The following is a 17728-nucleotide window of genomic DNA, read 5'->3' as shown; positions in this document are numbered from 1 at the left end:
GCTTCAGCGCAGGTGACGGTGCCGATAGATGGCGTAGCTCAGGCCGACCACGCCGGTTATCGCGGCCGGCAGCAACAGCACCCGCTCCTGCCAATGCAGGAAGCCCAACGTGCCCAAGGTGGCCCCCACGATGAAGTGGCTGGCCACCAGCAGGCATACATGCACGCGCAGCATGTCCACTTCCAATCCACGCAGGCGTTGGCCCAGGTAGATGCCCAGGTCGGTGAAAATGCCGGAGAGGTGCGTGGTGCGAAAGGTCGCGCCGCTATAGGTGCTCACCATGGCGTTCTGCAAGCCACAGGCCGCCGACGCGAGATACAGGCCGAGATCGTGCGCGTCGCGAATCAGCGGCGTCGCGGCGAACAGCAGTGCGGACTCCAACATCAACACCACGCCGTAGCGCCGCCCCAGCTTGAGCGTGCTCTGCTGCACGATGTAGCCACTGAGCACCGCGCCGGCCAGGAAGGAGGCTATGGCCAGCCCCCAATGCACGATTTCCCCACCATCGAGCCGGGCCAGCGCCAAGCCAAACTCCGTGCTGGTGCCGGTGAGATGGGTGATCGGCTGATGCCGGAAACACAGATAACCGACCGCGTTGATACAGCCGGCGATCAGCGCCAGCAAGCCGCCGCCGAACCAGGCCCAACGCGGCAGCTGGCGCAACACGGCGATGCTTAGTTCTTGATCGGCTGGGTAGTAATGACCGGCAGATCGCCGATCACATCGGTACCCTGCGGCGGCACGAAGTTGAAGGTCTGCGGCGGAATCGCCACGTTGCGCTGCCATCCGGCGAAGCGAATGTCGGTCACCGCGCCAAGCTGATCGCGGAACACCATGCGCGCCAGGCCGTTGGCATCAAAGCCAAGGTCGGCGTAGTCGAACTGGGGGTCCTTGGCCTTGGAGGTAAGGCGCAGCCAGCTCAGGCCATCGTGGTCGCCCTGCTCCACGGCATTGAAATCTTTGTCCATCTGCTTGACGTCGGTGAGCACCGTGAGCGGGCTATGCGACTCCTCCGCACTCTGCACGCGCACGGTTACCTGTTCCAGGTCCGGGTCGTACAACCACACGCGGCTACCGTCCGCCACGATGGTCTGCCTGGATGGCGCCAGCGTCTCCCAGCGAAATTGCCGCGGCGCCTCCAGCGCGAGCGTACCCGTGCTGGTCTTGCCGGGGCGACCGTTGGCGTCGGTCATCGTCTGGCTGAACTTGCCGGTCAACGAATGCATGCCGCTGGCAAAGGCATCGAGCTTGCTGCGGGCAGGGCCAGCGGCTTGAGCCATGGAGCCCACGCAAAGCGCGACGGCAGCGGTAGCGAGAAGGACGAAGCGTTTCATGGAGGCCCTGGCGTTGAAGCGATCTGGCGAAGTGTGAGGCGCCCTAGCTTAACGGCTACTGGCGCCTGCGGGATGGGCGCAATAGCGCGTCGCCCCGGCGGGTGGCCGAGGCGACGGCCCTTGTCAGTGCTTGGGCGGCGGCGGTGCCAGTACTTCGCGGTTGCCGTTGTGCTGGGGCGCACTGACCACGCCGTCCTGCTCCATCTGTTCGATCAGACGAGCGGCGCGGTTGTAGCCAATGCGCAAGTGGCGCTGCACACCGGAAATCGAGGCGCGGCGCGTCTCGGTGACGATGCGCACGGCCTTGTCGTACAGCTGGGCGTCGGCGTCACCGGCCTCCTCGCCTTCCTGCGGCAGGCCGGAGTCGTTGATGAACTTGCCATCGGCGGTGGCTTGCACCTCTTCCAGCACGCCTTCGATGTACTGCGGCGCGCCCTGGGCCCTGAGCCAGCTCACCACGTTGTGCACCTCGTGGTCGTCCACGAAGGCGCCGTGCACGCGATCAGGCGTGGCCGTACCCGGCGGCAGGTAGAGCATGTCACCGTGACCGAGCAGCGTTTCGGCGCCACTCTGGTCGAGGATGGTGCGCGAATCGATCTTGCTCGATACCTGGAACGCGATGCGGGTCGGAATGTTGGCCTTGATAAGGCCGGTGATCACGTCCACCGACGGGCGCTGGGTGGCGAGAATCAGATGCACGCCAGCGGCACGCGCCTTCTGCGCCAGACGCGCGATGAGTTCTTCGACCTTCTTGCCGACGATCATCATCATGTCGGCGAACTCGTCGATGATGATCACGATGTGGTACAGCGGCTCCAACGGCTCGGCCGAAAGGTTCGGCATTTCCGGGTTGGGACGGAACAGCGGGTCCAGCAGCGGCTGGCCGGAATTCTCGGCCTCCCTCACCTTCTTGTTGAAGCCGGCCAGGTTGCGCACGCCCACGGCCGCCATCAGCTTGTAGCGGCGCTCCATTTCGGCCACGCACCAACGCAGCGCGTTGGCGGCTTCCTTCATATCCGTCACCACCGGCGCCAGCAGATGCGGGATACCCTCGTACACCGAGAGCTCCAGCATCTTCGGGTCGATCATGATCATGCGCACATCTTTGGGGCTGCTCTTGTAGAGCAGGCTCAGCACCATCGCGTTCACCGCGACGGATTTGCCCGAGCCGGTGGTGCCGGCCACCAGCAAATGCGGCATCTTGGCCAGGTCGGCCACCGACGGGCGACCGGCGATGTCCTTGCCCAGCGCCAGCGCCAGCGGCGACTTGAGCTGGTCGTACTTGTCCGAACGCAGGATCTCGGACAGATACACGATCTGTTTCTTGGCGTTGGGAATTTCCAGGCCGATCACGTTCTTGCCCGGAATCACATCCACCACGCGCACGCTCACTACCGACAGGCCGCGCGCGATGTCCTTGTCCAGGCTCGACACCTGCGAGCCGCGCACACCAGCCGCCGGCTCCAGTTCGAAGCGGGTAATGACCGGGCCCGGATAGACCCCGACCACCTTGGCCTCGATACGGAAATCCTTGAGCTTGAGCTCGACCTGGCGCGACAGCACCTCGAGCGTTTCCTCCGAATACCCCGGCCCCTGCGGCGGCGCTTCGTCCAGCAGGGATAGCGGCGGCAGCTCGCCTGGCATGGAGGCACCGCTGAACAGCGGAATCTGCGTTTCCAGCTTGGCGCGCTCGCTCTTCACCACCGGCGCCGGCGGCGTTTCGATGCGCACCGGCTCGCGCTTGGCTTGCTTGACCGCCTCGGTCTTCTTTACCACCTCGCGCTCGGCGCGCGCCTGGCGCGCTGCCAGCACTTCCGGCGCTTCGCGGAGCTTGCCGCCGAACCAGCCGGCAAGGCGCAGCACGCCCTGCCCGATCATGTCCATGACCCGGAACCAGGACAACCCGGTGGCCAGCGTCACCGCCACCAGGAACAGCGCCAGCAACAACAACGGCGCGCCCTTGTCGCCCAGCGCATGCAGCAAACCGCGGCCCACCCACATGCCGATGATGCCGCCCACACCCTGGGGCAGCACCGGTTCGTCATGGAAATTCAGATACAGCAAGGCCGGCGCGGTGATGAAAAAGAACACCGAGCCGATCAGGCGCAGGGAGGGCTCCCACGGCTGCACGCTGCGCTCGCCGCGATGGCGCAGCACCTGCACACCGAGCAACAGCAGCAATGCCGGGAAGCAGTAAGACACCAGCCCGAAGATGTAGCGCAGCACATTGGCGATATTGGCGCCCACCGAGCCGCCAAAGTTGCGCGCGTGCTCGACCGTGCCGACATGGCCCCAACTGGGGTCTTGGTCGTTGTAACTGAACAGGCAGACCAGCAGATACAACGCCAGCGGCACCACCAGCAACGCACCAGCCTCGCGCAGACGGCGCTTGAGCTCCTCGCTGAGGCCCTCGCGCTGCTTTTCCTTTTTGACGTTCGCGCTACGCGCCACCGTGATCCTTTCTGTTTCTGTGCTGGCGAGCGGGCGACACCTGACACCCGCTCCTCGATACATCCGCCATGGCGGCAGGCAGACCTTAGATCATGCCGTTGAGCGCTGGATGAACCGGCGCGCCGCCCTCGACTTCGGATATCCCCGCGCAAGCAGCTGACGCAACGCCATCCTGTCGCCCATCGCCCCTGCCGCACAGGTCAAGCATAGCGGCAGAGTGCGTTACCGACGAGGTCTGTCGCACCGCTGCGCGCAGATTTCGCGAACGCCGACGCATCCCGTCCGGGCGCTATGGAAAACCGTCGCCGAATGGCCGGCAACCGCCCAAGGAAACCCCTGCACCGGCTGCAGCGAATAGCCATGGAGGCGCCGCCACCTGCCGACCCGCCGCTACTCGTGCCACGCCCCAACCCGCCGAGACGACGCCTGGAGAAAAGCCAATGCGATAAAACTCAACGAGATAGCCATGCCCGGGGATGAAAATCGGGCTCGACGCCCCCATCTGGCATGCCGTCTGCGTAACATTTGCGGGAACCGGGTTGTCCTTCAGGGGCAGCCACCCCATTCCATCCACCCGAACTCACGTACACCACCGCCACCACGGCGGATAGAAGGAACGCATGAATACAGCCACCAAGCACAGCCGCCTGCTGATCCTGGGCAGCGGCCCCGCCGGTTATACCGCAGCCGTCTACGCTGCCCGCGCCAACCTCAAGCCGACCATGATCACCGGCCTGCAGCAGGGCGGCCAGCTGATGACCACCACCGAGGTGGACAACTGGCCGGGCGACGACAAGGGTGTGCAGGGTCCGGAGCTGATGCACCGCATGGCGCAGCATGCCGAGCGTTTCGAGACGCAGATGGTGTTCGACCACATTCATAGCGTGGACCTCAAACAGCGTCCGTTCCGTCTCAAGGGCGATTCGGGCGAGTACACCTGCGACGCGCTGATCGTGACGACCGGCGCCACCGCCAAGTACCTGGGCATCGCCAGCGAAGAACACTTCAAGGGGCGCGGCGTGTCCGCCTGCGCCACCTGCGACGGCTTCTTTTTCCGCGAGCAGGAAGTCGCCGTGATCGGCGGCGGCAACACCGCCGTGGAAGAGGCCCTGTACCTGTCCAACATCTGCAGCAAGGTCTACCTGGTGCATCGCCGCGACAAGCTGCGCGCCGAGAAGATCATGCAGGACAAGCTGTTCGAAAAGGCCGCTGCCGGCAAGATCGAGCTGGTGTGGAATCACGCCGTGGACGAAGTGCTGGGCGACCAGTCCGGCGTTACGGGTGTGCGCGTGAAGGACGTGAACTCCGGCGTCACCCGCGATATCCCGGTGACCGGTTTCTTCGTGGCCATCGGCCATACGCCCAACACCGGCATCTTCGATGGCCAGCTCGAAATGCACGATGGCTACATCAAGATCCGCAGCGGCCTCAACGGCATGGCCACCATGACCTCGGTACCGGGCGTATTCGCCGCAGGCGACGTGGCCGATCATGTGTACCGCCAGGCGGTGACCTCGGCCGGCTTCGGCTGCATGGCCGCGCTGGATGCCGAACGCTGGCTCGATCAGCAGGGCCCGGCCTCCTGAATGAGCATAGCCACGCTGCATTACATCCATGACCCACTGTGCGGCTGGTGCTACGCCGCGCAGCCGCTGGTCAGCGCGGTCGCCGAAACGCTCGGCAACCGCGTTGCGCTGGCCTTGCACGGCGGCGGCCTGTTCGACGAGCCGCGCACGCTCGATCCACAACTGGCCGAACACATCGCCCATTCGGACGAACGCATCGCCTCGCTGAGCGGCCAACCGTTCGGCAAGCCGTATCTGGAAGGCCTGCTGGCCGAACAGGACACGGTGCTGTTCTCGCTGCCGCCCATAGCCGCCATCCTGGCGGCGCAGGCGCTGGATGCCGCCCAGGGGTATCCGATGCTGGTCGCCATCCAGAATGCGCATTACCAGCGTGGCCTGCGCGTGGTGGAGCCCTCGGTGCTGACTGAGCTGGCCGAGCAGATCGGCCTGGACGGCGGTGCCTTCGAGGCGTCCTTTGCCAGGCTGCACGGCACCGAGACGCTGGAGCACATCGAAGCCAGTCGCCGCCTGCTGGGCTCGCTGGGTGGCCAGGGCTTTCCCACGCTGGCGCTTGAGGTGGGCGGCCGCTTGCAGCTGTTGCCGCATCACCACGACTACGGACGCCCCCAGGCGTTCGTCAACCGCATCGCCGCGCTGCTGCCTGCGGTGCACTGAAGGATGCGCGGCGCTCGCCAACGATCGCCGCGCTTTCGCCCGTGATCGAAGCCCGTTTTCATTCCCGCATCGACGAGATTCCCGCAGCCGCCTGGGATGCGCTGCGCGCGGACGACAACCCGTTCGTTTCGCACGCCTTTCTCGCCGCTCTGGAGCGCACCGGCTGCATCCGGCCTGACTGGGGCTGGCAGGCGCACCATCTGGGTCTCTATGAAGACGATCGCCTGATCGCCGCCGCACCGCTCTATCTCAAGGGCAATTCCCACGGCGAGTTCGTCTTTGATTGGAGCTGGGCCAGCGCCTGGGAGCGCGCCGGTGGCGACTACTACCCCAAGCTGCTCAACGCCGCGCCTTACTCTCCGGTGCCCGGCTCTCGCCTGCTGGCCGGCACGGATGCCGCCGCGCCTTCGCGGCAACGCATGTTGGTCGAGGCCATGGCGCGCTTTGCCGAGGAGATGAAGCTTTCATCGGTGCATGCCAATTTCCTGCTGCCCGGGGAACTGGCCGCCTTTGACGACCATTGGCTGGCCCGCTCGGATGTGCAGTTCCATTGGCACAACCACGGCTACGCGCAATTCGCGGATTTCCTCGCCGCCCTCAACCACAAGAAGCGAAAAAACATTCGGCAGGAACGCGCCCATGTGGCGGAAGCCGGGCTACGCATCGAGATGCGCGCGGGGCACAGTCTTGGCACGTACGAGTGGCAGCGTATCCACGCGCTGTACCAGGCCACCTTCGACGCCAAAGGCAACCATGCCGCGCTGACCCGCGCGATGTTCCTGGAGTTCGGCCTAAGCCTGGGTAATGTCACCCATGTTGCGCTGGCCCGCCGCCACGACGACATCATCGCCATGGCACTGTTCATGCAAAGCCGCCATTGCCTGTACGGCCGCTACTGGGGAGCGATAGAAGACGTCCCCGGCCTGCACTTTGAGCTGTGCTACTACCAGGGCATCGAGCATGCCATCGCGTGCGGGCTGCAACGCTTCGAGCCGGGCGCGCAGGGCGAGCACAAACTCGCGCGCGGCTTCCTCCCCGTGCGCACGCACTCGCGCCACCTGCTGGTGAACGAAGGCTTCCGCGCCGCCGTGCGCGCCGCGCTTCAGCGCGAAGCGGAGGCCGTGGATGACTACGCGCGGGATCTGCTCGATCACAGCCCTTACGCTCACGCGCCGTGACGAGCGCCATGCCGACCACAACCGGCCGCCTACCCTTATCCCCAGTCAGAAGGGTGGGCGTGGGTGCGCACCATGGCCGCCCCGGAAAGGGATCATGTGGTCGATGCTTGCCACCTCAACCGGGCATCAACCTCACGCGCGCGCCACTTTGTCATGCTCGATCAGCCTGAGCGCTTGCGGCGAGTACTCCACGACTACCTGCACGCGCTCTCATCGACCCGTCGCCTGCCCCATGGGGCTCTAAATACTTGCCCAACCGGCAGCAATAAGGCCTACTTTTCCTGTCCGCCGCGCCAACGCGGCCTCGCCGGCGCCCCTGAAACCCGAGCGCGCAGATGCCACGATGATCCGATTGCCCTTGCTCGATTCGGCCAAGCCGGACCATTTCCCCGATCCGCGCAAGGCGCTGCAAGAGCCGAACGGCTTGCTCGCGTTCGGCGGCGATCTGTCGCCGCGTCGACTGCTGGCGGCCTACGCCCAGGGCATCTTTCCCTGGTTTAACGAGGACGAACCCCTGCTGTGGTGGTCGCCCGACCCGCGCTGCGTATTCCACACTAGCTCGCTCAAGATCAATCGCACGCTGCGCCGCCGCCTGACCGAAGTCTCTTGGCGCATCACCGTGGATCATGCCTTCCAGGACGTGGTGGAAGCCTGCGCCGCGCCGCGCCCCGGGCAGGCCGGCACCTGGATCGTGCCCCCCATGATCGACGCCTATACCCGGCTGCATGCCCTGGGACACGCCCATAGCGTGGAGGTGTGGGATGGCCAGGACCTGATCGGGGGCATTTACGGCATCGCGGTCGGCCGACTGTTCTGCGGCGAATCCATGTTCAGTCGCCAGAGCGGCGGCTCGCGCGCGGCGCTGGCGGCGCTGGCCCAACTGCTGCGCGGCTGGAGCTTCCCGCTGATCGACGCGCAGGTCACCAACCCGCACCTGCTGCAGCTGGGCGCCGTGGAATACCCGCGCGCCCAGTTCCTGCGCATGATCGCCGAGCTGACCCGCCTGCCGGGCCAGCCGGGGAGCTGGGCCAGGTTCAACCATTTGGCCCAACTCGAGGGATCACGCCACGACTGACCGCTGCGGCGCGGCATGGCGGGAATCGAGCCTGTTTCCGCGCGTCGGCGCCTGGCCTGATGCCGGCCGTGTCGCGGCCATCGTCACACCACGATAAGGCCCCAGCTCTGCAGCAGATCGTGCACGCCGTTGATGACGAACTGCACGCCGATGCACACCAGCAGAAAGCCCATCACGCGCGATAACGCATCGATACCGGTTTCGCCAAGGAAACGCATGATCTTGGTGGCGCCGCGCAGGCACAACCAGAAGATCAGCGCGAACAACACCGCCGTCAAACACGCGCCCAGATGCACCATCGGTGTCAGACGTGCACCCGGAATAGCTGAAGACGCGCTGATGATGAAAGCGATCGTCCCCGGCCCCGTAGTGCACGGCATGGTGAGCGGGATAAAGGCAATATCCTGCAGCTTGGCCTCCGCATCGTGCGAGGCCATTTCGGCCTGCGCTTCGTCCTCGGCCACGCGAGCCGGCGGAAACAACATGCCGAAACCGATATACGCCACGATCAATCCACCCGCCAGGCGCAGCCCGGGAATGGAAATGCCAAAGCCGCTGATGATCGCGTTGCCGGCGTAAAAGCAGATCAGCAACACAATGGTCACGTACAAGGTCGCCCGGTTGATCTGGCGATTGCGCTCGGCCTCCGGATAACGCCCGGTGAGCGCAAGCAGCACCGTAGCGCTGGTCACAGGATTGGCGATGGGCAACAGGCCAAGCAATCCGAATGCAACATAGTCGAGCATGGCGAGCATGAGCGGCGCTTCCTGCATGGGGCTGCGGGCACAGCCTAACCGTTTGACCCGGCGAAAGGCTACGGTTCGAATCGGTGCGGCACGAAGCAACTGGTGTTGCGCGTGATACGGTCCGCGTCCTCGCGCATGCCCACGCCCACCGCATCGTGCCCCACCACCCACGAACCCACCAGCGCGTGCCGTCCATCGAATACGGGCAGCGGTGCAAACGCCTGGTAGATGCAAGGCTCGTCAGTGGGCGGCCCGGCATCCCCCGGGTTCAGCACGATGACACCGGCGCCCTCCCTGCCCCAGCACGGCTTGCGCACGGCCACGCCTTCGATGCCACCCCGTCGACGACTGGCCGGCAACAGATTGGGATGCGTGGGAAACATCTCCCACAGCAACGGCAGAATGGACTTGTTCGACAACAGCATTTTCCACGGCGGCTCGATCCAGCGGGTGCGTGCGTTGGGCACATGCGGCGCGAACGACTCGGCGAGCAGCCACTCCCAGGGATATAGCTTGAAAAGCCGATCGATCGGCCGGTTGTCCATGTCGATGAATTCGCGCCCGGACCATCCGATCTGCTCGATATCCAGCGCCGTGGCCCGATGCCCCGCCTGCAGGCAGGTATCGAGTAGATAGTCCGTGTTGGTGGCGTCCTCGGCACTGTCGTAACAGGCGGCAAAATGAATGTGCGAGGCTTTAGGCCAAGCGCTCCAGCGCGCAACGAGTGCCTCGTGGATGGCATTGAACTGATCGGCTTGCGGGGCCACGTCTTGCAGCCAATACCACTGCACCACCGACGCTTCGAACAAGGCGGTGGGCGTATCGGCGTTGTATTCCAGCAGGCGCGGCGGCGCGCTGCCGTCGTACACCAGGTCCATGCGGCCATAGAGTGCCGGGTCACGATCCCACCAACTGCGCTCGATCAGCGCCGCCGCGCGATCGTCCAGGCCCAGCTCGGCATAGCGCCCATCGCGCACGATGCGATCGACCGCTTCCAGGCACAGCGCATGCAGCTCGTTGGTGGCCGCCTCGATGGCGTCAACTTCATGGGCCTCAAAGACGTAGCACACATCGTCGCGCCAATAGGGCTGACCATCGATGGTGTGAAAGTTGAAGCCCAGCGCTTCCACTCGATCACGCCAATCGACACGGGGCACACTGGACACACGCCGCATCAGCTGCCCCGCGCGAACACGCGCCCGGATGAACCGAATCCACCCCGTTCGCCCAGTTCCACGCTGCGCGGACCGCCGGCAAATCCACTGGCCGGCACGTTGCGCGACACCGACCCCATGGTGCGCCCCGGGCCAGGATCGGTGGTGCCGCCGGCGCCGTCGCTGCGATACCAGGGTCCGTAATAGTGCAGCCCCATGTGGCCGGCGCCGCCACTGCTGCCGCTGCCCACCGGATTGTCCAACTCGCACTGGCCGGTGGAGTAATCGTGCACGCAGTCTTCGAGCGAGTCGTAGCGGTTGCGCTGCACCGGGTGCGTGCGCCCGAACAAGCTAAAGCCGACGATGGCCGCGCCGCCCAGCGCGATCAAGGGCACGGCAAGCGAACGCTTCTGTGGGCGTGAGGACGCCGAAGTGAATTGCGCATCGGGCCGCCGAGGCGCATCGCGCGGCCCCTTGGGCCTGGACGGATAACTCATGATGGCCTTACCACGTCATCGCGGCGGCGTTGATCAACCCCACGCTTACCGCTACCGCCGCCGCGAACACGGCGACGGCGCGATTGTCGGCCTCAATCTGCGCGGCGAGGTCGTGAATCAACAGACGCATGGCCAGGTGCGCCAGCCATTGCACCAGCATGGCGACCGCGCCCCACACCGCCAGGTCGGCCAGGCTTACGCTGTGCGCCATGGCACTGGCCAGCGGCGCCACAAAACCCAGCAACGCACCCGCCAGACTGATGGCCGCCGCCTGGTTGCCGGCGTGGATCAGCGCCATCTCGCGTTGCGGCGTCGACCAGATATGCACCGTGCAGAACACGGCGAGAAACAGGGCTCCCAGCCCAAAGTACGCTGCAAAGGCGGGCAACGTCGAGAAATCCGACAGCACGGCAGTTCCCCCTGATGAGTGCCGCTCCCGGGCACGGCGGCAGTGTAGCGCAGGCCCCAAGCGTCGCTGCAAGCCGCCCGCACTTACTCAGGCAACGGGTGATCGAGCCCGATCGCCTTCATCTCCTCGTAGTGCTCCAGGAACAAGGCCACGATCTGCGGATCGAGCTGACCGCCCGCGGCGTCGCGCAGGTAATCAAGCACTTCCTGCTCCGGCCACGCCCGCTTGTAGACGCGCGGAAAACTCAAAGCGTCCCATACATCGATGACGCTGAAGACGCGCGCCGCCAAAGGAATAAGGTCGCCCTTCAATCCTTGTGGATAGCCGGTGCCATCCCAGCGCTCATGATGTGCATAGGGAATATCGATGGCCGCACGCAGGAAGGCCGTGCGCATCAGCAGGTCGCGCCCCAGCACCGGGTGCGTGCGCATCACCCGGGTCTCCTCCTCGGTCAGCGGGCCGGGCTTGATCAGAATGGCATCCGGCAAGGCCAGCTTGCCGATGTCGTGGAGCAAGGCACCGAAGCGCACGTTACGCAGCGCATCGCCCTCGATGCCCGCGCGACGCGCCAGCGCCACCGCCATGCGCATCACCCGCTCGGAGTGATCGCGGGTTTCCTTGTGCCGAATGTCCATGGCCGACACCAGCGCACGCAGCGACTGCTCGTTGCCGGTCAGCAACATGTGATTGAGATCATCCAGTCGCCGCATATCGCGACCGATCAGCCAATACAACAACACCGCCGTGCAAAGTACGAAGAAGATGCCCTTGAGGCTGTGCAGCAGGCTTAAGGTGTGCTGGTCATACCCCAGCGAAAACACCAGGCGATCGGAAAACAGAATCCACACGCAGGCCAGCGTCACATAAATGGCAACGATGCGGATTTGTGGCTTGACGGTCACCGGCACCCCTGGCTAAGACTGGCCCGGCTACGTCCTGCGACCGGTATCGCGCAGCAGCATACCTTCAGTTCCCGTCGTGCGGTGCACTGCGCGCGTAAAGACCTTTACGCGTCGTCGGGCTCGATCAGCACATCGACCGACTGCCCCTCGTGGAACCCGGCGCCGCGTATCAGCGACTCCTCCAGCAATAGCCAGAATGCACCGGAACGCTCGACGACGGCGCCATGGAAATCCCGTCCATTCACGCTGCCACGGACACGATGTCCATGACCGCCTTTCCACACAGGGCGGGCCGGCGTAGACCACTGGTTGACGGGATCGAACGGCAGCGGCACGGACCACTGGCTGTGGCCGTTGTGCACGGTGGCACGAAAAGCGACAGCGCGATGCCTGCTCATGCGATCCCCCTAGTTGGCTCCCGCCCTGAAGATAATCGACGCGGGGCGTTGTGTGCGAGGGTGCATGGGCTCGACCACGCTATCCAGGCGCAGCCCCGCCGCCGCAAAACTCGCCAGCCATCCTGCCAACGTACGGAAATACCATGGCGCAGGCTGACCGAAACCTTCGCCGCAACCGGCCCAGGAGCCTTCGCGCCAGCCGTCCACATAGGCTTGCTCGTCCATCGCCACGAGCGGATGCAGGGTCTGCACCAGCAAACTGCCACCGGGCTCGAGCAAGCCAGGCACCGCGGCCAGCAAAGCCTCCACCGAGGCGCCGCCCAGCAAGGAGAAGTTGCACACCACCACGTCAGCCCGCTCGCGCAGCGCGCCCTGGGCCACTTGCTCGTAGGACATGACCTGGAAGCGGCCGCCGCCCTGCGCGCGGGCAGCGTCCACCAGGGCGGGAATCGCATCCACGCCCAACACCTCGACGCCGGCGGCAGCCAGCTGACGGGTCAGCCAACCCTCGCCGCATCCCAGGTCAATGACGCGACGCGGAGCCTGTGCCAGCACCGCCTGGACGATGGCGCGGTCGGTCACCAGCGCGCGGCTTTCGATGCGCCCGTCACGCACTGCACGCTCCCAGGCCGGTGCGTTGGCGTGCCAGACATCGAGGATCTCCACTTCGCTCGATTCGGCCGCCATCACTTGCTCCTCAACCGCCGCGACTGGCGTACTTGGTAGCGACGTAGTTGTCGAGAATGCCGATGAACTCGCTGGCAATGTTGTCGCCACGCAGTGTCATCGCCTTCTCGCCATCGATGAACACCGGGGCGGAAGGCGCCTCGCCATTGCCCGGCAGCGAGATGCCGATATTGGCGTGCTTGGATTCACCTGGCCCGTTCACTACGCAGCCCATGACGGCGAGCGTGAGGTTCTCCACGCCGTCGTACTTCACGCGCCACAGCGGCATCTGCTCGCGCACGTGCAACTGCACCGTGCGGGCCAGCTCCTGGAAGAACTCGCTGGTGGTGCGACCACACCCCGGACAGGCCGTGACCAGCGGCGTAAAGGCGCGCAGACCCATGGTCTGCAGCAACTCCTGCGCCACGATCACCTCGCCGGCGCGCGAAGCACCCGGCTCCGGCGTCAACGAAATGCGAATGGTGTCGCCAATACCTTCCTGCAGCAGCACGGCCAGCGCCGCCGACGAGGCGGTGATGCCCTTGGAACCCATGCCGGCTTCGGTCAGGCCCAAATGCAGGGCGTAATCGCAGCGCCCCGCGATGTCGCGGTACACCGCAATGAGCTCCTGCACACCCGACACCTTGCACGACAGAATGATGCGATCGCGCGGCAGACCGATTTCCTCGGCACGCAAGGCCGAGTCCAGCGCCGAGCGAATCAGCGCCTCGCGGGCCACGTGTGCGGCATCCCAGGGCTCGGCGCGCTTGTGGTTTTCGTCCATCAGCGTGGCGACCATGCTCTGGTCCAGCGAGCCCCAGTTGGCGCCGATGCGCACGGGTTTCTCGTAGCGCAGCGCCATGTCGATGATCGAGGCGAACTGACTGTCTTTCTTTTTGCCGAAGCCCACGTTGCCGGGGTTGATGCGGTACTTGGCCAGCGCCTCGGCACAAGCGGGCTCGGCCTCCAGCAACTGATGCCCGTTGTAGTGGAAATCGCCAATGATCGGCACCTCCACGCCCATCATCGCCAGCTTGTCGCGGATGCGTGGCACGGCGGCGGCGGCGGCCGGCGTATTCACCGTAATACGCACCAGCTCCGAGCCCGCGCGCGCCAGCTCGGCAATCTGCCTGGCGGTGCTGGCCGGATCTTCGGTGTCGGTATTGGTCATCGACTGCACCACGATGGGTGCACCGCCACCGACGGTGATCTTGCCGATCTTGACGCCCACGCTGGGGCGGCGGAGTTCAGGCTGGGCGGGGCGCGGGGAAGTGGAAAGGTCGCTCATGGGCTGCATCGATAGGGCGGAGCGCCGCAAACGGATCGCGGCAACCGCAAAAGCATACCCGAACGCCCCCGGACCACCCTAGCAACCGATCAACCCCACCCGTTTATGCGGCAAAACCACGCAGCAAGCCCTGTTGCCGACCGTGCGGGAGGATCATGAGCGCACGGAAAACACGCCCGTATCAGGAGGCCTCTCACACCATGCTGCAGACATACCAGGAACCCGGCAGCGCACGCCGCATGCCCCCATCCCCCTCCTGCGCCGGCTGCGGCCACGCCCCGGTGTGTCAGGCCAGCGGTTACGACCGCGCGGAGCTCTCTGGCCTGCGACACATCGCCGAGCGCGTCGGCCCGCTGCGCTCGGGTGAATACTTGTATCGGCCGCTGACGCCGTTCCGTGCGCTGTACTCGGTGCAGTCGGGCATGGCCAAGACCGTATCGGTGGATATCGCCGGCCGCGAGCAGGTGCTGGCCTTCCACCTGCCGGGCGAGATGATCGGCCTGGACGCGATCGACCGCGAACTGCACGACAACGCGGTGGTGGCCTTGGGCAAGACCCAGTTCTGCCGCTTTCCATTCCAAGCCCTGCGCCAGCTCGGCGCCGCACAACCGGGTGTACCGTGGCACCTGGTGCAGGCTGCCAGCCAGCGCATCTCGCACCTGCAGCTCACCGGTGGCAACTGTCTGGCGGAGGAGCGCTTCGCCGCGTTCCTGGTCGACCTGCGCGACCGTCGCGCCATGCTCGGCCTGTCCGCCGAGTACCTGCCGCTGCCGATGTCACGCGCGGATATCGGCAACCATCTGCGCCTGACCACCGAAACGGTGAGCCGACTGCTTGGCCGCTTCCGTCAGCGCGAACTCGTTTCGCTCGATCGCCAGGGCCTGCATATCCTCAACCTGCCGGCGTTGCGCGAACTGGGTCAATCCCTGCTGACCCGCTGACGCCGGAACACGGCGTCTACAGCAAGTGACGTCCGTCGAACGGTTTGCGCTCGATCGCGTCCAGTTCCACGTTCTCCAGGCACCGCACATTCACCGCCACCATGGCCTCGCCCGAATGCGGCGACGTGGCGAACGCGAACGGCTCGCAGCCACAACGCGGACAGAAGCGATGATCGATGGCGTGACGATTGAACCGATAGCTCGCCACGTTCTCTTCGGGTGTACTCAGTTGAAACTGCGTCCGCGGCGCAAACCACAACAGCAGCCCCTTGCGACTGCAGATGGAACAGTTGCATTCCACGGCCGGCCCCGGCTCAAGCGCGACCGTAAAGGCGATGTCGCCACAATGACAGCTGCCTTGGTATGTCATCCCATGCTCCCAGTCCAAGCGGACGTCGCCGCCCGGGAAAAGACGTGCTAGCGCGGCTCAGTCCGCCTTGGCGCGAACCCGACGCAGCGCCGCCCGCAACAGTCGACGTTGCACGTGCTCGCCCAGCCCTGCCGGCTGGCTCAGCGCCATGCGCGCCAACGCCTCGTCCTCGCCTTGCGCCACCGGCCCTGGCCGCAGCAAAGCGCCCAGCACACCAGCGCGCCCCTTCCAGGTGGCACTGCGTGACTTGAGCCAGTTCAACGCGGGCAACAAACGCTGTTCCACCTCGGTGAAATCGCTGCCGAATGGGAACGCCGGCAGCAAGCCCTTCGCCTGCCACGGCGCAAGCGCCTCGCGCAGCCATTCCGGCCGGTTGTTGCGCCAGCGCTCGGGCACCACGAAATCCGATGCGAGCTTTCCGTGCGACTTCGCCTCCGCACATAGGGCATCGATAAAGCGCGCGTCGGTAATGGAGAGCATCGCTTCGATGCACTCGCTGTCGCTTTTGCCACGCAAATCCGCCACGCCGTACTCGGTTGCGAACATATCTCGCAGATGACGGGGGATGGTGGTGTGTCCGTAGTTCCAGCGAATATTGGTTTCTATGCCGCCGCGTCCTTGCCGCGTCGACCGCAGCAATAGCACGGAGCGCCCCTCATGCAACTCGTGCGCCATCGCCACGAAGTTGTACTGGCCGCCCACGCCACTCACGACGTCGCCGTTTTCCAGGCCGTCGGAAACGGCCGAGCCCATCAAGGTGGCCATCATGCAGGTATTGAAGAACCGCGCCCCGCGGCGCTGCAGCGTCGCCAGCGCCTGATGGTCGCCGTAGAGCTGGTTCACATTGGAGACGCGACACATGTCCAGCGCATCCGGGTCGGTCGCCTCCAACTCCGCCAGCCATGCATAGAGCTCGCGCGAACCCAGGAAGAACGCGCCGCGCAGGTAATGACCGCCCGGCGTGGCCGAGGACAACAAGCCGCTGGCGGCGGCGCGCTCCAGCGCCAGGCTGTCCCAGGCACGACGCTTGAGGATGCCCGCCCGCTGCAAATGCATGAAGCCATCCATGACCATTTCGCTGGCGCCGTACAGGCCGGCCTTGAACGGTGTCAGCCCACCCAGGCGAGCGGCCAGCGCATGCGTGCCACCGCGCGGATCGAGCGCTACCAGCGCGCGTCGCCACTGCGTGTTGTCCTGCTGGCGCCACCGCAACCCATAGACCAGCGCATCGGACAACGCACCAATGCCGATCTGCAGGCACCCCCCATCGCGCACCAGCGCACTGGCGTGAATGCCCAGCGCGTACTCGGCGATATCCACCGGCTGGCGCGGTAGCGCGAACAGCGGCGGCGCGCGCTCCGTGCGCAACTCCAGGTCGAAATAGTCCTGCTGCACCTCGGCGTGCCCGCTCACATACGGCAAGTCCGGATGCACTACGGCCACACACAGCGGCCGTGGCCTGCCCGACTGCACCACCTGTTCGATGAAATCGAGCGTGAGGTCCGGATTGCTGGACAAGCTGTAGCGCACGCCTTCGGCGGTCTCACGGCGCGCCACCAACTGCACGAGCAGGTTGATGTCCTGCACGACGAGGTCGCGCGCCACATGCGTGTAGTTCTGGCTGATGTAGTTGCGTTGCGCGGTGCCCGAGCGCAGCAGCGCGCCCGATTGCATATAGAACTCATGCACCGCCACATTGGGCGGCACGGCATTACGCGCCTGATCCACCGCATAGGCCGGATCGACCGCGTCTTCGCCAAAGTGACGCTGCACAAACGGCCCCACAAACCGTGCCTCAAGACCTGGCGCGGGATGCGGTCGCGTCAGCGAAAGCGCCGTATAAAGCGTAAGCGAGCGCGAGGTATCCGCCGTCGTGAGCTGGTACAGCGCATTGAGCAGGTCATGCGGCTTGCCCAGCCCCAACGGCGCGGCCACGCGCAAATCGGGGCCGAGCCGCTCGGCGATATGCTGCGCGCAACCTTCGACGTCGTTGTGACACTGCTCTGGCGACATAGGGCGATCGTGACAGAAGGTTCGTGGGAACGGCAGCCCCGCTCGGTGGCGCGTATTGGTGACATG

At 65.4% G+C, this 17728-nt stretch carries 18 protein-coding genes; 5 read left to right on the top strand and 13 right to left on the bottom strand.

Annotation, left to right across the window (positions count from 1 at the left end):
* Positions 1-3 precede the first annotated feature (3 nt).
* The 3 genes from JHD67_RS05105 to JHD67_RS05095 form a co-directional block, all read right to left on the bottom strand.
* Entirely contained in the window at positions 4-666 is a 663-nt protein-coding gene (locus tag JHD67_RS05105; protein WP_199097977.1) for a YoaK family protein, read from the bottom strand.
* 8 nt (positions 667-674) lie between these two features.
* Entirely contained in the window at positions 675-1334 is a 660-nt protein-coding gene (lolA, locus tag JHD67_RS05100; RefSeq protein WP_199097975.1) for an outer membrane lipoprotein chaperone LolA, read from the bottom strand.
* Positions 1335-1457: 123 nt separating this feature from the next.
* Complete coding sequence (locus JHD67_RS05095) at positions 1458-3785, bottom strand: DNA translocase FtsK (RefSeq protein WP_199097973.1); 2328 nt, start codon at positions 3783-3785, stop codon at positions 1458-1460.
* Between the two features lie 620 nt (positions 3786-4405).
* On the opposite strand from JHD67_RS05095, the gene trxB reads away from it, so the two are divergent.
* The 4 genes from trxB (at position 4406) to aat (ending at position 8278) form a co-directional block, all read left to right on the top strand.
* Positions 4406-5371 carry a thioredoxin-disulfide reductase gene (gene trxB, locus JHD67_RS05090; RefSeq protein WP_199097971.1) on the top strand — a complete coding sequence of 322 codons (966 nt, stop codon included), beginning with the start codon at positions 4406-4408 and terminating at the stop codon, positions 5369-5371.
* A complete protein-coding gene (locus JHD67_RS05085; protein ID WP_199097969.1) occupies positions 5372-6025 on the top strand; it encodes a hypothetical protein in 654 nt (217 codons plus the stop codon).
* A 41-nt stretch (positions 6026-6066) separates the two neighbouring features.
* Positions 6067-7203, top strand: a complete 1137-nt coding sequence (locus JHD67_RS05080; RefSeq protein ID WP_199097967.1) for a GNAT family N-acetyltransferase — start codon at positions 6067-6069, stop codon at positions 7201-7203.
* A 343-nt stretch (positions 7204-7546) separates the two neighbouring features.
* Positions 7547-8278 carry a leucyl/phenylalanyl-tRNA--protein transferase gene (aat, locus tag JHD67_RS05075; RefSeq protein WP_199097966.1) on the top strand — a complete coding sequence of 244 codons (732 nt, stop codon included), beginning with the start codon at positions 7547-7549 and terminating at the stop codon, positions 8276-8278.
* Between the two features lie 83 nt (positions 8279-8361).
* Here the strand turns inward: aat and JHD67_RS05070 are convergent, their stop codons facing one another.
* From JHD67_RS05070 to ispG, 8 genes are all read right to left on the bottom strand, one after another.
* On the bottom strand, positions 8362-9033 hold the full coding sequence (locus tag JHD67_RS05070) for a MarC family NAAT transporter (protein WP_199097964.1): 672 nt from the start codon (positions 9031-9033) through the stop codon (positions 8362-8364).
* 59 nt (positions 9034-9092) lie between these two features.
* Positions 9093-10199, bottom strand: a complete 1107-nt coding sequence (locus JHD67_RS05065; protein ID WP_199097962.1) for a glutathionylspermidine synthase family protein — start codon at positions 10197-10199, stop codon at positions 9093-9095.
* Positions 10199-10675, bottom strand: a complete 477-nt coding sequence (locus tag JHD67_RS05060; protein ID WP_199097960.1) for a hypothetical protein — start codon at positions 10673-10675, stop codon at positions 10199-10201. The genes JHD67_RS05065 and JHD67_RS05060 overlap by 1 nt, the downstream gene beginning before the upstream one ends.
* Positions 10676-10682: 7 nt before the next feature.
* The gene (locus JHD67_RS05055; protein WP_199097958.1) at positions 10683-11084 is read right to left on the bottom strand and encodes a DUF350 domain-containing protein; all 402 of its coding nucleotides are present in this window, start codon (positions 11082-11084) and stop codon (positions 10683-10685) included.
* Positions 11085-11167: 83 nt separating this feature from the next.
* The gene (locus tag JHD67_RS05050; RefSeq protein WP_199097956.1) at positions 11168-11986 is read right to left on the bottom strand and encodes an HD-GYP domain-containing protein; all 819 of its coding nucleotides are present in this window, start codon (positions 11984-11986) and stop codon (positions 11168-11170) included.
* Positions 11987-12090: 104 nt separating this feature from the next.
* Entirely contained in the window at positions 12091-12384 is a 294-nt protein-coding gene (locus tag JHD67_RS05045; RefSeq protein ID WP_199097954.1) for a DUF1905 domain-containing protein, read from the bottom strand.
* A 9-nt stretch (positions 12385-12393) separates the two neighbouring features.
* Positions 12394-13071, bottom strand: coding sequence for a class I SAM-dependent methyltransferase (locus tag JHD67_RS05040; protein WP_199097952.1), 678 nt, complete (start codon positions 13069-13071; stop codon positions 12394-12396).
* Between the two features lie 10 nt (positions 13072-13081).
* Positions 13082-14338, bottom strand: coding sequence for a flavodoxin-dependent (E)-4-hydroxy-3-methylbut-2-enyl-diphosphate synthase (gene ispG / locus JHD67_RS05035; RefSeq protein ID WP_199097950.1), 1257 nt, complete (start codon positions 14336-14338; stop codon positions 13082-13084).
* 200 nt (positions 14339-14538) lie between these two features.
* Between ispG and JHD67_RS05030 the strand changes: the two genes are divergently transcribed.
* Positions 14539-15279: a helix-turn-helix domain-containing protein gene (locus tag JHD67_RS05030; RefSeq protein WP_199097948.1), complete on the top strand. Its 741-nt coding sequence runs from the start codon at positions 14539-14541 to the stop codon at positions 15277-15279.
* Between the two features lie 16 nt (positions 15280-15295).
* Here the strand turns inward: JHD67_RS05030 and JHD67_RS05025 are convergent, their stop codons facing one another.
* Positions 15296-15649 (bottom strand): GFA family protein, encoded by a 354-nt coding sequence (locus JHD67_RS05025; RefSeq protein WP_199097946.1) that lies wholly within the window; start codon positions 15647-15649, stop codon positions 15296-15298.
* Positions 15650-15706: 57 nt separating this feature from the next.
* Positions 15707-17662: an acetyl-CoA hydrolase/transferase C-terminal domain-containing protein gene (locus JHD67_RS05020; protein ID WP_199097944.1), complete on the bottom strand. Its 1956-nt coding sequence runs from the start codon at positions 17660-17662 to the stop codon at positions 15707-15709.
* Positions 17663-17728 lie beyond the last annotated feature (66 nt).

The organism is Dyella sp. ASV21, assembly GCF_016428975.1.
Classification (GTDB): Bacteria; Pseudomonadota; Gammaproteobacteria; order Xanthomonadales; family Rhodanobacteraceae; genus Dyella.
Note: the sequence above shows the minus strand (reverse complement) of the source record. Positions and strands in the feature narration are given on the sequence as shown.

Bases quoted from the DNA above. Each gene is read 5' to 3' on its own strand.
- lolA (WP_199097975.1), bottom strand. From the start codon at position 1,334: ATGAAACGCTTCGTCCTTCTCGCTACCGCTGCCGTCGCGCTTTGCGTG.
- trxB (WP_199097971.1), top strand. From the start codon at position 4,406: ATGAATACAGCCACCAAGCACAGCCGCCTGCTGATCCTGGGCAGCGGC.
- JHD67_RS05085 (WP_199097969.1), top strand. From the start codon at position 5,372: ATGAGCATAGCCACGCTGCATTACATCCATGACCCACTGTGCGGCTGG.
- aat (WP_199097966.1), top strand. From the start codon at position 7,547: ATGATCCGATTGCCCTTGCTCGATTCGGCCAAGCCGGACCATTTCCCC.
- JHD67_RS05070 (WP_199097964.1), bottom strand. From the start codon at position 9,033: ATGCTCGCCATGCTCGACTATGTTGCATTCGGATTGCTTGGCCTGTTG.
- JHD67_RS05065 (WP_199097962.1), bottom strand. From the start codon at position 10,199: ATGCGGCGTGTGTCCAGTGTGCCCCGTGTCGATTGGCGTGATCGAGTG.
- JHD67_RS05060 (WP_199097960.1), bottom strand. From the start codon at position 10,675: ATGAGTTATCCGTCCAGGCCCAAGGGGCCGCGCGATGCGCCTCGGCGG.
- JHD67_RS05045 (WP_199097954.1), bottom strand. From the start codon at position 12,384: ATGAGCAGGCATCGCGCTGTCGCTTTTCGTGCCACCGTGCACAACGGC.
- JHD67_RS05040 (WP_199097952.1), bottom strand. From the start codon at position 13,071: ATGGCGGCCGAATCGAGCGAAGTGGAGATCCTCGATGTCTGGCACGCC.
- ispG (WP_199097950.1), bottom strand. From the start codon at position 14,338: ATGAGCGACCTTTCCACTTCCCCGCGCCCCGCCCAGCCTGAACTCCGC.
- JHD67_RS05030 (WP_199097948.1), top strand. From the start codon at position 14,539: ATGCTGCAGACATACCAGGAACCCGGCAGCGCACGCCGCATGCCCCCA.
- JHD67_RS05025 (WP_199097946.1), bottom strand. From the start codon at position 15,649: ATGACATACCAAGGCAGCTGTCATTGTGGCGACATCGCCTTTACGGTC.
- JHD67_RS05020 (WP_199097944.1), bottom strand. From the start codon at position 17,662: ATGTCGCCAGAGCAGTGTCACAACGACGTCGAAGGTTGCGCGCAGCAT.